A 15,074-nucleotide genomic window follows, 5' to 3' on the forward strand; every position below is an offset into this window, starting at 1 on the left:
GCTTCATGATTCGCATTCTGGTCTTCGCCCTCTTCGTCCTCGCGCTCGCCGCCGGCTTCGCCTGGCTTGCCGACCGTCCCGGCGAGCTTTCCATCATCTGGCAGGGCCAGCGGGCCGACATGAGCCTGATGGTCGCCGCCACGCTCGTCGTCTCGCTGGTCGCCGCCGTGATGTTCTCCTGGTGGATCGTGCGCGTCGTGTGGACCTCGCCGCACTCGATCCAGCGCTATTTCCGCGCCCGCAAGCGCGACCGCGGCTACCAGGCGCTCTCCACCGGCCTCATCGCCGCCGGCGCGGGCGATGCCGCCGGTGCGCGGAAGATGCTGGGACGCACGAAGGGCCTGCTCAGCGCCGACCAGGAGCCGCTCATCCACCTGCTCGAGGCGCAGGCGGCGATGATCGAGGGCCGCTATGACGACGCGCGCCGGAAATTCGAGCTGATGGCGGACGATCCGGAAACGCGCGAACTCGGCCTGCGCGGCCTCTATCTGGAGGCCCGCCGGCTCGGTGCCAACGAGGCCGCCCGGCAATATGCCGAACGTGCCGCGGAAAAGGCCCCGCAGCTTCCCTGGGCGGCGGAAGCCGCGCTGGAATACCGTTCCGAAGCCGGGGACTGGGACGAGGCGCTGAAACTTCTCGGCGACGGCCGTTCCGGCTCGGCCGAGGAGAAGAAGACGCATGCCCGCCGCAAGGTGGTGCTGCTCACCGCCCGCGCCGCCGCAAGGCTCGATGCCGATCCGAAGGGCGCGCGCGAGGACGCCCAGCAGGCATTGAAGCTCGACGAGACCTTCGTGCCCGCCGGCCTCATCGCGGCCAAGGCCTATCTGCGCGAGGACAACCTGCGCAAGGCCGCCGCCATCCTGGAAAAACTCTGGAAGACCACGGCCCATGGCGATGTCGCGAAACTCTATGTCCGTGCGCGCAGCGGCGATTCGGCGACCGACCGCCTGAAGCGGGCGGAAAAGCTCGAAGCGATGCGCCCGAACAATGCCGAAGCGCTCTATGCCGTCGCGGAAGCCGCGCTGGAAACGCGCGACTTCGCGCTTGCCCGCAGCAAGGCCGAGGCCGCGGCCCGCCTGTCGCCCCGCGAAAGCGCCTTCCTGCTGCTCGCCGACATCGAGGATGCCGAGACGGGCGACCAGGGCCGCATCCGCCACTGGATGAACCAGGCGTTGAAGGCACCGCGCGATCCGGCCTGGACGGCCGATGGCATCACCGCGCCGGAATGGCGGGCCGTCTCGCCGGTCACCGGCCGCCTCGACGCCTTCGAGTGGAAGACGCCGGTCAGCCCGCTCGACGGACCGATCGAGGAAGGCTCGACCGCCGCCGTTGACGAGGCGCTCCGCACCCTGCCGCCGCTTGCCATCGAGGCCAAGCCCGCTGCACGGGTCGAAGAGATCGCAAAGGTCGAGACGGTGGAAGTCGTGCAAAAGCCCGTCGTCGTCGCCACGGTGGTGGAGGCTGCGCCGGTGAAGGCGGCAACACCGGAAAAGGTCAGGGAGACGGTGGCCACGGAGGAAGAGGAGCGCCCCTTCTTCGGCCTGCCGGATGATCCGGGCGTCAAGGAAGGCGCCGTCAAGCGGGACGGGACGAGCGGCTTCCGGCTGTTCTAGGGCATGTCCGGCCGAAGCGGCATCGCCTCGGCGTGGGACAATGCGGTGAAAACAAGAATCTGGAGCAATTCCGGTTCAGCGGGATCGCTCCAGACAAAGGCTGACGGACGAAGGCGGCGTTTTCGCTGATCGGAAAGATGCGGAAACCTTCCAGGGCTTGAGGAACGGGGCGACACTGAATGTTCGAACGCTTGCAGCAGTTTCTGGCGAGCCTTGCCGGTGGTGACAAACCGACCTTTGCTGCCGATGACCCGCGTGTCGCGGTCATGGCGCTGTGCATCCAGGTGATGGAAGCGGACGGCAAGATCCTCGATGTCGAGAAGAAGGCGCTGCGCGCCCGCTTGAAGGAATTCTACGGCCTCGACGAGACCGAGCTCGACGCGCTGGTTGCCGCCGGCACCGATGCGGAGAGCGAGGCGATCGATTTCTTCCGCTTCACCTCGGAGCTGAAGCGCCAGCTTTCCGAGGAGCAGCGCGTCGACCTGATCGGCCTGCTCTGGGAGATCGTCTATGCCGACGGCGAGCGCAGCGAGATGGAGGACCATGCCATCTGGCGCATCGCGGACCTGCTCGGCGTCTCCGGCCGGGAGCGCATCATGAAGCGGCAGGAAGTGGCCGAACGCGTGGGCGCCGCGGCAGGTCCGGAGCAGCCGGACGAAGGCTGAGCCATGCTCGATTTTCCGCACAAGCCGCGCCGCAAGCGCCCCGTCCTGATCGTCCTGCACCAGGAGACCTCCAGCCCCGGCCGCGTCGGGCAGATCCTCCAGGCGATGGGCCATGCGCTGGATATCCGCCGCCCCGTGCTCGGCGATCCGCTGCCCGCCACGCTGTCCCATCATGCGGGCGCGGTCGTCTTCGGCGGGCCGATGAGCGCCAATGACGACGAGGCCTATGTGCGCGCGGAGATCGACTGGCTCTCCGTGCCCCTTGCCGAGAACCGCCCCTTCCTCGGCATATGCCTTGGCGCGCAGATGCTGGTGAAGAACCTCGGCGGCACGGTTTTCGGCCATGCGGAGGGCTGGACCGAGATCGGCTGGTATCCGCTGGCGGCGACGCAGGCGGGCTCGGCGCTGATGGCCTGGCCGGACATGGTCTACCAGTTCCATCGCGAGGGCTTCGACCTGCCGCGGGACGCGACGCTGCTCGCCACCGGCCACCACTACGAGAACCAGGCCTTCCGCTACGGCGACAATGCCTGGGGCATCCAGTTCCACGGCGAACTGACGCTCGCCATGATGCATCGCTGGGTGGTGCGCGGCGCGCACCGTTTCGAATTGCCGGGCGCACAGGCCGGCCGCGCCCATCTCGACGGGCGCCTCCTGCACGATGCGGCGCTCCGCCTCTGGATGACGTCCTTCCTCGAGCGCATCTTCCACGAGGCCTGAGGGCGCTTGCCGCGACGGCGTCAGGCCCGCGCCATTAAACATGTTGCCGCACCGCCCGGCGCCCGGCCTTGCTGGCAGGGCGCGCAATGGCTACATGTCGAGACGAAACCAATTGGAGACATCAATGATAGCGGTCATCAACACCCTATTGTTCATCATCAGCATAGCGTGGTTCCTGGTGATCGCCTCGGCGATCTTCTCCTGGCTCTATGCCTTCAACGTCATCAACGCGAACAATCAGGTGATCGCGACCATCGGCCGCTCGCTCTACCAGCTGACCGAACCGATCTACCGCCCGATCCGCCGCGTCCTGCCGAATTTCGGCGGCGTCGACCTTTCGCCGCTCGTCGTGCTCGTCATCCTGTTCTTCCTGGAGCAGGTGATCCGCAGCGTGCTGGCGCCGGCCCTCCTGGCGCCGTGACCGAACAGGCCGGCCCCGCGCTCCGCCGCCATGGCGATCATGTGCGCCTGACGGTGCGGCTGACGCCGAACGGCGGGCGCGATGCGATCGACGGCTGGGAAACCGGCGCCGACGGTGAGCGCTACCTCAAGGCCCGCGTCAGTGATCCGCCCGACAAGGGCAGGGCGAACAAGGCGCTGGTGGCGCTGATCGCCAAGACGGCCGGCGTTGCCAAGTCCGCCGTGCGCCTTGTCAGCGGCGATACCCAGAGAAAGAAAATCCTCCGGATCGACGGCGATCCGGAGGACATCGTTTCAAGACTTGAAGGCGCCGGAGCGCGCTGAGCGCTTACTTCTTGCTCGCCTGATAACGCTCGACGGCTTCCAGGATCATCTTCTTGGCGACGGTAACGTCCTGCCAGCCGGCGATCTTCACCCACTTGCCGGGCTCCAGGTCCTTGTAATGCTCGAAGAAGTGCTCGATCTGCTTCAGCGTGATCTCCGGCAGGTCGGTGTAGTTCTCGACCTTGTCGTAGCGGCGCGTCAGCTTCGGCACCGGCACGGCGATGATCTTCTCGTCCTTGCCGCCATCGTCTTCCATGACCATGACGCCGATCGGGCGCACGTTGATGACACAGCCCGGAACGAGCGGGCGGGTGTTGGCGATCAGCACGTCGATCGGGTCGCCGTCTTCCGAGAGCGTGTGCGGCACGAAGCCGTAATTGCCGGGATAGGTCATCGGCGTGTAGAGGAAACGGTCGACGACGAGGGCGCCGGCTTCCTTGTCCATCTCGTACTTGATCGGATGGCCGCCGACCGGCACCTCGACAATGACGTTCACGTCGTCCGGCGGGTTCTTGCCAACGGAAATCGCATCGATACGCATGGGGGGCTCCCTCAGGTGGAATGGTTCGGTTCGCGGGCTTCCTAATGCGAATCCCATTGCAGTGCAACATGACTTTCGCCGGAGGCGAATAGACGAGCTCCGTGCCCCGTCTCCATGAAGACCGGAGGATGATCCATGCGCCTGATGCCCCTTCTCTTTGTCGCCGCTCTCGCCGCTTCGGCCGCCCAGGCCAACGAGAGCGCCTATTCCGACCGCAATCTCGACGCCTGCAAGATGCTCTCGCAGGAGGACGAAGGCCCGAGCATCACCCTTGAATGCGCCGGCTACAAGGATTTTCCGGTTTATTTCAAGGAAGGCGACCTCCGCCAGAGCCAGGCCTACGGCCCGGTCGGCAAGGCCTGGCTGGACGAGGCCTTCGAGAGCTTCGGTCCGTTCAACCACACCAATGCCAGGATCGAATGGCGGCTTGCGGCGGATGGAAAACCGGTCGCGGCCATCGTGCGCTGGTTCGTCTCCGACCCGGAGACCACGAGCGACACCGATACACGCTATGGCCAGGTCCTCGTCGTCTCGACGGTCGCGACGGCGCAGAACCCGACAAGCTGCGTCGTCGGCTATGTCGACGCCCTGGAGAACAAGGACGCCAATATCCTCGCCCGCAAGGTGGCGGACGAGGAGGCGCATGACTTCGCCTGCGGCATGGCCGAGCCGCAATGGCACGGCGCGCGCGGCAGGCTGGCCGGCGAACCGATGCGGTATCTGCCGCAGACGGTCGAATAGGGTTCAGGGCCAGACGAAACCGAGCTTCTTCAGCTCCTTGTCGCCGAAATTCTCCATGCCCTCGGCGATGTCGCGCCCGCCGGCGGAGCGGAAGAAGCGTTCGGCATGCTCGCTGTCCTCCAGGCACCAGACGATCAGGCCTTCGCAGCCGAGCGACTTCAGAAGCCGCCGCGCCTCGCCGAAGAGCAGCCGGCCGAGACCGATGCCCTGGTATTCCGGCCGCAGGTAGAGTTCGTAGATCTCGCCTTCCTGCGGCAGCGCCCGGGCCCGATTGAGGCCGAGCGTGGCATAACCCGCCACCGTGCCGGCGACGTCGAGCACCAGCAAGGTCGCAGGACCCCGCGTCGCCTTGCGCCACCAGGTCTCACCGCGGCGGTCGACCATCTGTATAAGCGGCTTGTGCGGGATGAGACCGCCATAGGCCTGCAGCCACGATATCCGATGCGTCTCGGATATCGCGCGTGCATCCTGCGGCTCGGCGCGCCGCACATCGATCGACAGTGTTTTCATAACACGACTCATATTCCGGCACCGATTCCACCGGAATCCCGCGGGGCATGGAGGCTTCCTTTGCCCACAGGCGAGTTCCGGGCGGCACGCCGAAAAGTTAACGCTTTTTTAACAAACGTCACAAGTCGTAAAACGATGACACACACATGAAAAACCCCGGCGCCCCTCTGTCGTGGGCGCCGGGGTTAAAAATCGTCCCGTTTCGGAAAAACCGCTCAGGCCGCGCCGGCCGAGCGCTGCTTTTCGAATCGCTTGCGGTCGTTCGGGTCGAGATAGAGCTTGCGCAGGCGGATGGACTTCGGCGTCACCTCGACGAGTTCGTCGTCCTGGATCCAGGAGAGCGCGCGCTCCAGCGTCATCTTGATCGGCGGCGTCAGGCGGACGGCTTCGTCCTTGCCGGCGGCGCGGATGTTGGTGAGCTTCTTGCCTTTCAGCACGTTGACCTCAAGGTCGTTGTCGCGCGTGTGGATGCCGACGATCATGCCGGCATAGACCTTCTCGCCCGCGTCGATGACCATCGGGCCGCGGTCTTCCAGGTTGAAGAGGGCGTAGGCGACGGCCTCGCCCGATTCGTTGGAGAGCAGCACGCCGTTGACGCGGCCGCCGATCTCGCCCTTGTAGGGCTGGTAGTCGTGGAACAGGCGGTTCATGATCGCCGTGCCACGCGTGTCGGTCAGAAGCTCCGACTGGTAGCCGATGAGGCCGCGGGTCGGCGCGAAGAAGACGAGGCGGACGCGGTTGCCGCCGGAGGGACGCAGCTCGACCATCTCGGCCTTGCGCTCCGACATCTTCTGCACGACGACGCCGGAATGTTCCTCATCCACGTCGATGACGACTTCCTCGATCGGCTCCAGCATCTGGCCGGTCGCCTCGTCCTTGTGCATGACGACGCGCGGACGCGACACGGCGAGCTCGAAGCCTTCGCGGCGCATGGTCTCGATGAGGACGGCGAGCTGGAGTTCGCCGCGGCCGGAAACGAAGAACGAATCCTTGTCGCCCGACTCCTCGATCTTCAGCGCGACATTGCCTTCGGCTTCCTTGAAAAGGCGGTCGCGGATGACGCGGCTCGTCACCTTGTCGCCCTCAGTGCCGGCGAGCGGCGAATCGTTGACGATGAAGGACATGGTGACGGTCGGCGGGTCGATCGGCTGCGCCTTCAGTGCTTCCGAGACGGACGGGTCGCAGAACGTGTCGGCGACGGTGCCCTTGGTGAGGCCGGCGATGGCGACGATATCGCCGGCATGGGCCTCTTCGATCGCCGTGCGCTCGATGCCACGGAAGGCGAGAATCTTCGAGATACGGCCGTTTTCGATGAGCTGGCCGTCCTGGCCGAGAACCTTGACGGTCTGGTTCGGCTTGATCGAGCCGGAATGGATGCGGCCGGTGATGATGCGGCCGAGGAAGGGGTTGGCTTCGAGGATCGTGCCGATCATGCGGAACGGGCCTTCGGCGACCTTCGGCTCGGGAACGTGCTTGAGCACGAGATCGAGCAGCGGGGCCATGCCTTCATCGGTCGGGCCTTCCGGGTTGACGTTCATCCAGCCGTTGCGGCCCGAACCGTAGAGGATCGGGAAGTCGAGCTGTTCGTCGGTGGCGTCGAGATTGGCGAAGAGGTCGAAGACCTCGTTCAGCACTTCCTCGTGACGGCCGTCCGGACGGTCGATCTTGTTGATCGCGACGATCGGCTTCAGGCCGACCTTCAGCGCCTTGCCGACGACGAACTTCGTCTGCGGCATCGGGCCTTCCGAACTATCGACGAGAACGATCGCGCCGTCCACCATCGAGAGGATGCGCTCCACCTCGCCGCCGAAGTCGGCGTGGCCGGGCGTGTCGACGATGTTGATGCGGTGACCCTTCCACTCGACCGAGGTGGCCTTGGCGAGGATGGTGATGCCGCGTTCCTTTTCGAGATCGTTCGAGTCCATCACGCGTTCGGCGACGCGCTGGTTTTCACGGAACGAGCCGGACTGTTTCAGGAGCTCGTCGACAAGCGTGGTCTTGCCATGGTCGACGTGCGCGATGATCGCGATATTGCGGATGGACATGGTTTAATCTCTGAGGTTCGGGGCGCGCGGTATAGGGGGGCGCCGTCTTCAATGGCCGGGCTCTTACATGTTTTTCCGCAAATGCGAAAGAGGCGGGGCGCAACTCTGTTGCCCGCGCCGCACAGGGCCCGGCCTCAAGAGGCGCGCACCGGCGGCAGCGTGATGTTCCAGAGTTCCCGGTCTTCCCGGTCCATCAGGCGCACCGTCATCTCCTCGCTCGTCCCGTTGATGTCGACGAGGCCGAAGAATTGCAGGCCGGCCGAGGGCGGCAGGTTGCTGTCGATGCCGCCCTTGGACGACTTGATGAACCGCACCTCCGGCCCGAAGGTCATGTCGAGCGGCTTCGGCCCGTAGGTGCCGGAATGCAGCGGCCCGGAGACGAACTCCCAGAACGGATGGAACTCCTGGAATTTCGCCCGCGACGGATCGTAGTGGTGCGCGGCCGTGTAGTGCACGTCCGCCGTCAGCCAGACGACGTTGTGGACCGCATTGTCGCGCAGGAAGGAGAGAAGGTCGGCGATCTCCCGCTCGCGCGCCGCCGGCGGACCGTTGAGGCCGTCGGCGACACCCTCGTAGCCGAGGCTGTTGGCATAGTCGTCCCAGATGACGAGGCCGAGCGGCATGTCGCAGGCGATGACCTTCCACACGGCGCGCGAAGCCGCCAGCTCCCGCCGCAGCCAATCCGCCTGCCGCCAGCCGAACAGGCCGTTTTCCGTGCCACCCCGGTTGGGGCTGCGATAGGAGCGCAGGTCGACGAAGAAGACGTCGAGCAGCGGCCCGTAGGCGATCTTGCGGAAGATGCGGCCGGGCTCGGTGGGAAAATAGCGGATCGGCGTCATCTCGTGGAAGGCGCGCCGGGCGCGGGCCTCGTAGACGCCGATCTCCTTTTCCGGATAGCGCCGGTCGCCGGTAAGGTCACTCGATTCCGACCAGTTGTTGAGCACCTCGTGGTCATCCCACTGGAAGAAGGTCGGGCATTGCGTGTTGAAGGACAAGAGGTGCTCGTCGAGCAGATTGTATTTCCACTGGCCGCGAAACTCATGCAGCGTGCGCGCCACGTTGCGCTTCTCGTCGGTGACGATGCGGTTCTTCCAGATCCCGCCATCCCGCAGCCGGATCTCATCGGGGATCGGACCATCGGCATAGACGGTATCGCCGGAATGGATGAAGAAATCCGGCTCGTGCCGCAGCATGGTCGAATAGGTCTTCATGCCGACATCGTCGATGCCCCAGCCCTGCCCGGCGGTGTCGCCCGACCAGACGAAACGCACGGAGCGCTTGCGCATCGGCGCGGTGCGGAAGCGCCCGACGATCGGCTCGGAGACGAGATGGCTGGAATAGGGATCGCTGGCGGTGAAGCGATAGAAGATGTCCTGGTCCGGCAAGAGGCCCTGCAGCATCGCCTTGACCGTGTTGTCGGACGCGATCGTCGCCTTCTCGACGGGCAGGCGCGACGCGTTCAGGAAGCTCTCGGTCGTCGAATATTCCAGCGTCACCTCGGCCGGCCGGTCCACCCGCGCCCAGACCATGCCGGAGGAGCAATCGACATCGCCCGACTGCACGCCGTGGGAAAAGACCGGGCTGCCATGGCGCCGCGCATAATAGGGAACGGCCAGCGCCGAGGAGGTCGCGAGCGCGCCCGCCCCTGCGGTGTGAAGGAACGAGCGCCGCGTCAGCGTCTCGGGAACAATCGCCATGCCACCTCCGGCCAAGCCCGCGAATCGACGGGCAGACCATGAGTCCCGGGCATGTCAGTCCGGTAACGGGACGATGACGGTTCACCCAAGATTCGGTGACAGGACGATGACGCGCCTCAGGGCGCCTTGCCCTCTTCCGGCTGCTCGACGGAGTGGCGCATGATCAGCGGCATCTGCGACAGCGTGAAGAGAATGGTGATGGGCATGGTGCCCCAGACCTTGAAGGCCACCCAGAAATCCGTCGAGAAGGAGCGCCACACAACCTCGTTCAGCACCGCGAGGAAGACGAAGAACAGGCCCCAGCGCAGCGTCAGCTTGCGCCAACCCTCGTCGGTGAGCCTGAAGGCAGCGTGGAAGACGTAGCCGAGCAGCGATTTGCCGAAGAGAAGGCCGCCGAGCAGGATGGCACCGAACAGCGAATTGACGATGGTCGGCTTCATCTTGATGAAGGTGTCGTTCTGCAGCCAGAGCGTCAGCGCGCCGAAGACGAAGACGACGATGCCTGATATCAGCGGCATCATCGGCAGGGTGCGCGTCAGGACCCAGGAGACGACGAGGGCGATCGCCGTCGCCGCCATGAAGAGGCCCGTGGCGATGAAGATCGGCCCGCCCATCTCGGCCAGAACCGGAAACTGCGCGGCCAGCCACTCGCCGCGGGAATTGGCGAAGAAGAACACGACGAGGGGGCCGAGTTCCAGCACCATCTTGAGGAGCGGGCTGATCTTCTCCTCCGCCTTGGCCGGGGCGTCCAGCGTTGCCTTGCTCATGCCTCAACTCCTGCGATCGCTTCCGCGAAATCCTTGGCCTCGAAGGGTTCGAGATCGTCGATCCCCTCCCCGACACCGATGAAATAGACCGGCAGCTTGTGCTTGGCGGCAATCGCCACAAGGATGCCGCCGCGGGCCGTACCGTCCAATTTTGTCATGATCAGGCCCGAGACGCCCGCGACATTGCGGAAAATCTCCACCTGGTTCATGGCGTTCTGCCCGGTCGTCGCATCGAGCGTCTGGAGAACGGTGTGCGGGGCGTCGGGATCGAGCTTGCCGAGCACGCGCACGATCTTCTCCAGCTCCGCCATCAGCTCCGTCTTGTTCTGCAGGCGGCCGGCCGTGTCGATGATCAGGACGTCGCTCTTCTTCAGCTTCGCCTGCTCATAGGCTTCATAGGCGAGCCCCGCCGCATCCGCGCCGAGCTTCGAGGAGACGATGTCGGAGCCCGTGCGCTCCGCCCAGATCTTCAGTTGCTCGATGGCCGCCGCACGGAACGTATCGCCCGCCGCCATCATCACCTTCAGGCCCGCGCCCGAGAGCTTGGCCGCGAGCTTGCCGATCGTCGTCGTCTTGCCGGTGCCGTTGACGCCGACGACGAGGATGACATGCGGCTTGTGGTTGAGGTCGAGCGCGAGCGGCTTGGCGACGGGACCGAGGACCTTGGTGATCTCGCTCGCCATGATGCGCGACACATCCGCGCCCGTGACGTCCTTGCCGTAGCGCTCGGAGGCGAGCGTATCGGTGATGCGCAGCGCCGTCTCCACGCCGAGATCGGCCTGGATCAGCAGGTCTTCGAGGTCCTGCAGCGTATCGTCGTCGAGCTTGCGCTTGGTGAAGAGGCTGCTGATCTGGCCGGTGAGCTGCGAGGAGGTGCGGGCAAGCCCCTCGCGCAGGCGCTGGAACCAGGTGCGCTTCACCTGCGGCGCCGGGACGTCCACGACCGGTTCGCGCGCGGCCGCCGCAAAACCCTTCGGCAAGGCGGGCGCCTCGGCCTTCGGCTCGCTGCGGATCGCCTCTTCGAGGACCGGGTCTTCCGTCTCCGCAGGCGCCGTTTCTTCGGCCCGGACGATCTCGTCCTGCGGCTCGATGATCTCTTCCGCCGCTACGGGCTCCGCATCGACGATCTCCTCGACGGGAGCGACTGGCTCTTCCTCGGTAGAATCCTCCACCGTATCGGGCGCCGGCGCGTCATCCGCCGGGCCACCGGCGGTCTCCATCTCGGCGGGCGCGACCGGGTCTTCCGCAACGGGCAGATCCGGGGCGTGCGGGAGCGGATAGATGTCCGGCTCGGCTTCGTCGGGCACATGCTGCGCGGCTTCGGGATTGGCGGCCTCGGCCTCGTCGAGCAGCGCGTCCCGCTCCTCGACGACGGCAGGCTCTAGGCTTTCCGCGGCCGGTTCAGGCGCGACCTCGACGACCTTCGGCTCGACGACCGGCGCTTCCGCCTCCGGCTTCTGCTCGGGGGCGGTGTCTTTTCCGAAGGTGAAGATCTTCTTGATGAAGCCGAGGGCCATGAAGGATGTGTCCGCTAGTTATGCGAGAGGGCGGTTTCGGGCCGCATCGTCAGGTGTCTGCCATTGTGGCCGGTGATCGTGACCGGCACAAGGTCGCGGGGCTTGAGGCCCGCGGCATCGACGAGCGTGAAATTTTCCGTGTGGGCGAGGCCGTTGTTCTCGACGAGGATGATCTCCCGCTTCCCGATCATGGAAGCAAGATGGGCCTCGGCGAGCCGTTTTCCAGTCTCGCGCAGGCGGCTGGCGCGAGACTTGACGAGCGCCCGGTCGAGCTGCGGCATGCGCGCGGCCGGCGTGCCGGGGCGCGGGCTGTAGGGAAAGACGTGCAGATGGGCGATGCCGCAGTCTTCCGCAAGCCGCGCCGCATTGGCGAACATGTCTTCCGTTTCGGTCGGGAAGCCGGCGATCATGTCCGCGCCGAAACTGATATCGGGGCGAAGCGCGCGTACGCGCCCGCAGAAGGCGCGCGCATCGGCGCTGGAATGGCGGCGCTTCATGCGCTTGAGGATCAGGTCGTCGCCATGCTGGAGCGACAGATGCAGATGCGGCATGAAGCGCGGTTCGTCCGCGATGAGGTCCCAGAGGTGATCGTCCGCCTCGATGCTGTCGATCGAGGAGAGGCGAAGACGCCGGATATCCGGCACCTGCTTCAACAGCGTCTTGGCGAGGTATCCGAGGCTCGGCCGGCCCGGCAGGTCCGCGCCGTAGCTGGTGGCGTCGACGCCGGTCAGCACGATCTCACAGTAGCCGCTCTCGGTGAGCTTTCGCACCTGGTCGACGACGGCGCCCATCGGCACCGAGCGGGAATTGCCCCGGCCATAGGGAATGATGCAGAAGGTACAGCGATGGTCGCAGCCGTTCTGCACCTGCACGAAGGCGCGCACATGGCCGTCGATCAGCTTCACCATCTGCGGCGCGGTCTCGCGCACGCTCATGATGTCGTTGACGCGCAGCTTCTCTTCCGCCGAAACGCCGAAATCCGGCAGCGCGCGGTAGGAGGCGCTTTTCAGCTTCTCCTCGTTGCCGAGCACGGCGTCGACTTCCGGCATGTCGGCAAAGGTGTGCTTCTCCGTCTGCGCCGCGCAGCCGGTGACGATGATGCGGGCATGCGGATTGTCCCGCCGAGCCCGGCGGATCGCCTGGCGCGCCTGGCGCACGGCCTCGCCCGTCACGGCGCAGGTGTTGACAAGCACGGCATTGTTCAGCCCCGCCTTCTCGGCTTCGGCGCGCATCACTTCCGATTCGTAGGTGTTGAGCCGACAGCCGAAGGTTATGACCTCTACGCCGCTCAAAGGGCGGCCGCCTCGGCATCATCGCGGCGGAAGGCGCCTGTCGAAGGATCGAGCATGCCGGACCACTCCCATTCGGCCGGCCCGGTCATGACGACGTGATCGTCCCCGCGCCATTCGATGGTCAGCACGCCGCGGTTCGGGCTGCTGGCGACGGTTATCGCGACCGTGCGGCCCGTGCGGCCCGTGCGCGCGCCGGAAACGCCGGCAGCGCAGGCGGCCGAGCCGCAGGCGAGCGTCAGGCCGGCGCCGCGCTCCCAGGTGCGGGTCGTCATCGAGGCATTCGAGGTCACCTGCGCCAGCGTGATGTTCGCCTTTTCGGGGAACATCGGATGGTTTTCCAGCAGGGGGCCGAAGCGTTCGAGATCGAAGCTCATCGGATCGCGGTCGACCCAGAAGACGGCATGCGGATTGCCCATCGACATGGCGGCCGGCGAATGCAGCACCGGCGCGTCGATCGGACCGATCTGCAGTTCGATGCGGCTCGTGTCGAAGAATTCTTCAGCGAGCGGGATGCGGTTCCAGTCGAAGACCGGCTTGCCCATGTCGACGGAAATTGTGCCGTCCTCATGCTCTACGGCATTCAGGATGCCGGCGACGGTCTGGAAGGTGAAGACCTTCTTGCCCGTCTCGGCGGCCAGCGCCTGCACGACGCAGCGCGTGCCGTTGCCGCAGGCCTGCGCCTTGGAGCCATCGCAGTTGAGGATGTCGATGAAGGCATCCGTTCCGTCGACCCGCGGATCGTGGATCGCCATGATCTGGTCGAAGCGGGTGGCGGGATCGGCGTTGAGCGCGATCGCCGCCTCCGGCGTCACGACATCGCTGCGGCCGCGCATGTCCACGACCAGGATCATGTTTCCCAGCCCGTTCATCTTCGCGAAATCGACCGTCTTTGTCATTACACTCTGCCCATCCGGGCCGAACACGCCCGTTGCGGCCGTATATGGCGGAAAATCCCGCGGATTTCCAGTGCCTTGCTCAGACCGCGACAGCGGGAACATCGAACACTTCGCCCGGCCGCAGCGCGCGAAACCGTTCGCGGGCGATGCCGGCCGCATCGAGCGCCGCTTCCAGCGCGGCGAGCGGTTCGTCGATCGCCTCGTTCGTCAGCCGGAAGGTGCCCCAATGGTGGCCGGCCACATAGGCCGCACCGGAGGCCACCATGCCCTGAACCGCCTCGTCCGGGTTCTGGTGTTGCGGACGCATGAACCAGCGCGGCTCATAGGCGCCGAACGGCAGGTTGGCCAGGCGGATCGGCCCATGTTTCTCGCGGATCGCCCGGTAGTTGATGCCCTGGTGAAAGCCGGTATCGCCGACATGGTAGATCTTTCCGCCGGGCGTCTCGATGAGAAAGGCGGACCAGAGCGCCATGCGCCGGTCGCCGAGCCCGCGCGCCGACCAGTGGTGGCAGGGCTCGCAATGGAGCGTCACCCCGTCAGCCACCGTCAGCGCGCGACCCCAGTCCATCGTCGTTATGCGCGCCCTGTCGACCGTCGGCACGATGATGCGATCATTGCCGAGCGGCGTGACGATCCGGCAATCGTCCCGCTCGGCGAGCGCTTTCAGCGTCGCAAGGTCGAGATGGTCGTAGTGATTGTGCGTGACGAGCACGAGGTCGATCTTCGGCAGGTCGGCAAGGCGGATGCCCGGTGGGTTGACCCGCTTGGGCCCGGCGAAGGTGAACGGGCTTGCGCGGTCGCTCCAGACCGGATCGGTCAGGATATTGAGGCCGGCGGTCTGGATGAGCAGCGCCGCATGGCCCGCCAGCGTGACGACGAGGCGATCGCCGGCGATACGCGGTTCCGGAACGGCTGATGGAAAGGGGCTCGGCCAGTCGAGCGGCCAGGCGGAGCGCCCGCCCCCGAGCTGCCAGCGCATCAGTTCGAAAAAGCTGTTCGGCTCCTCGCCGTTCGGATTGAAGAAATGCGTGCCGTCGAAATGGTCGCTGAGCGGCCCGTCATAATAGCGCTTGGCCGCAAGGCTGCGGCTCCCAAAGCCGCTGCCGGCGAGCGTCGCCAGCGCACCGATGCCCGACCATTTGAGGAACGTCCGACGGTTCATCGGTGAAAGATAGGTTGCGCCCCGCCGCACTGCAATGCGCCCTCGCCACCTCCCGGAAAATTTACGGCGTAGCGGAATTGCCCGCTGTCCTTGACTTTCCGGCCTCTTTGCTGTTTAAGCCGCGCCATCTGCGACAAGCAACGAGACTTGCAGCCACCGACCGG

15 protein-coding genes are annotated in these 15,074 nt (G+C 65.7%); 6 read left to right on the forward strand and 9 right to left on the reverse strand.

Annotated elements, in window-relative coordinates; translation table 11 throughout:
• Positions 1–5 precede the first annotated feature (5 nt).
• The 5 genes from shn_RS18720 to shn_RS18740 all read left to right on the forward strand — a co-directional run bounded on the left by shn_RS18720 (position 6) and on the right by shn_RS18740 (position 3,742).
• Positions 6–1,613, forward strand: coding sequence for a heme biosynthesis protein HemY (locus tag shn_RS18720; protein ID WP_064331761.1), 1,608 nt, complete (start codon positions 6–8; stop codon positions 1,611–1,613).
• Positions 1,614–1,792: 179 nt separating this feature from the next.
• The gene (locus tag shn_RS18725) at positions 1,793–2,278 is read left to right on the forward strand and encodes a TerB family tellurite resistance protein (RefSeq protein ID WP_064331762.1); all 486 of its coding nucleotides are present in this window, start codon (positions 1,793–1,795) and stop codon (positions 2,276–2,278) included.
• 3 nt (positions 2,279–2,281) lie between these two features.
• A complete protein-coding gene (locus shn_RS18730; RefSeq protein WP_064331763.1) occupies positions 2,282–2,998 on the forward strand; it encodes a glutamine amidotransferase in 717 nt (238 codons plus the stop codon).
• 124 nt (positions 2,999–3,122) lie between these two features.
• Positions 3,123–3,419: a YggT family protein gene (locus shn_RS18735; RefSeq protein WP_133034532.1), complete on the forward strand. Its 297-nt coding sequence runs from the start codon at positions 3,123–3,125 to the stop codon at positions 3,417–3,419.
• Positions 3,416–3,742 (forward strand): DUF167 domain-containing protein, encoded by a 327-nt coding sequence (locus tag shn_RS18740; protein ID WP_064331765.1) that lies wholly within the window; start codon positions 3,416–3,418, stop codon positions 3,740–3,742. The genes shn_RS18735 and shn_RS18740 overlap by 4 nt, the downstream gene beginning before the upstream one ends.
• 4 nt (positions 3,743–3,746) lie before the next feature.
• Here shn_RS18740 and ppa read toward each other — a convergent pair whose 3' ends face one another.
• Complete coding sequence (ppa, locus tag shn_RS18745) at positions 3,747–4,283, reverse strand: inorganic diphosphatase (protein WP_064331766.1); 537 nt, start codon at positions 4,281–4,283, stop codon at positions 3,747–3,749.
• Positions 4,284–4,418: 135 nt separating this feature from the next.
• Between ppa and shn_RS18750 the strand changes: the two genes are divergently transcribed.
• Positions 4,419–5,024, forward strand: coding sequence for a hypothetical protein (locus shn_RS18750; protein WP_064331767.1), 606 nt, complete (start codon positions 4,419–4,421; stop codon positions 5,022–5,024).
• A gap of 3 nt (positions 5,025–5,027) precedes the next feature.
• Here the strand turns inward: shn_RS18750 and shn_RS18755 are convergent, their stop codons facing one another.
• The 8 genes from shn_RS18755 to shn_RS18790 form a co-directional block, all read right to left on the reverse strand.
• Positions 5,028–5,534 carry a GNAT family N-acetyltransferase gene (locus shn_RS18755; RefSeq protein WP_064331768.1) on the reverse strand — a complete coding sequence of 169 codons (507 nt, stop codon included), beginning with the start codon at positions 5,532–5,534 and terminating at the stop codon, positions 5,028–5,030.
• A gap of 215 nt (positions 5,535–5,749) precedes the next feature.
• On the reverse strand, positions 5,750–7,579 hold the full coding sequence (gene typA / locus shn_RS18760; RefSeq protein WP_064331769.1) for a translational GTPase TypA: 1,830 nt from the start codon (positions 7,577–7,579) through the stop codon (positions 5,750–5,752).
• A gap of 134 nt (positions 7,580–7,713) precedes the next feature.
• On the reverse strand, positions 7,714–9,276 hold the full coding sequence (locus tag shn_RS18765) for an alkaline phosphatase (protein ID WP_064331770.1): 1,563 nt from the start codon (positions 9,274–9,276) through the stop codon (positions 7,714–7,716).
• A gap of 116 nt (positions 9,277–9,392) precedes the next feature.
• Complete coding sequence (locus tag shn_RS18770; RefSeq protein WP_064331771.1) at positions 9,393–10,043, reverse strand: septation protein A; 651 nt, start codon at positions 10,041–10,043, stop codon at positions 9,393–9,395.
• Positions 10,040–11,560: a signal recognition particle-docking protein FtsY gene (ftsY, locus tag shn_RS18775; RefSeq protein ID WP_064331772.1), complete on the reverse strand. Its 1,521-nt coding sequence runs from the start codon at positions 11,558–11,560 to the stop codon at positions 10,040–10,042. Before ftsY ends, shn_RS18770 begins: the two co-directional genes overlap by 4 nt.
• A gap of 14 nt (positions 11,561–11,574) precedes the next feature.
• A complete protein-coding gene (gene mtaB / locus shn_RS18780) occupies positions 11,575–12,852 on the reverse strand; it encodes a tRNA (N(6)-L-threonylcarbamoyladenosine(37)-C(2))-methylthiotransferase MtaB (protein WP_064331773.1) in 1,278 nt (425 codons plus the stop codon).
• Positions 12,849–13,748: a diaminopimelate epimerase gene (gene dapF / locus shn_RS18785; protein ID WP_064331774.1), complete on the reverse strand. Its 900-nt coding sequence runs from the start codon at positions 13,746–13,748 to the stop codon at positions 12,849–12,851. Before dapF ends, mtaB begins: the two co-directional genes overlap by 4 nt.
• Before the next feature lie 79 nt (positions 13,749–13,827).
• Positions 13,828–14,910, reverse strand: coding sequence for an MBL fold metallo-hydrolase (locus shn_RS18790; protein WP_145925964.1), 1,083 nt, complete (start codon positions 14,908–14,910; stop codon positions 13,828–13,830).
• Positions 14,911–15,074 lie beyond the last annotated feature (164 nt).

The sequence above is a fragment of the Shinella sp. HZN7 genome, from assembly GCF_001652565.1.
In the GTDB taxonomy this organism is placed as follows: domain Bacteria; phylum Pseudomonadota; class Alphaproteobacteria; order Rhizobiales; family Rhizobiaceae; genus Shinella; species Shinella granuli.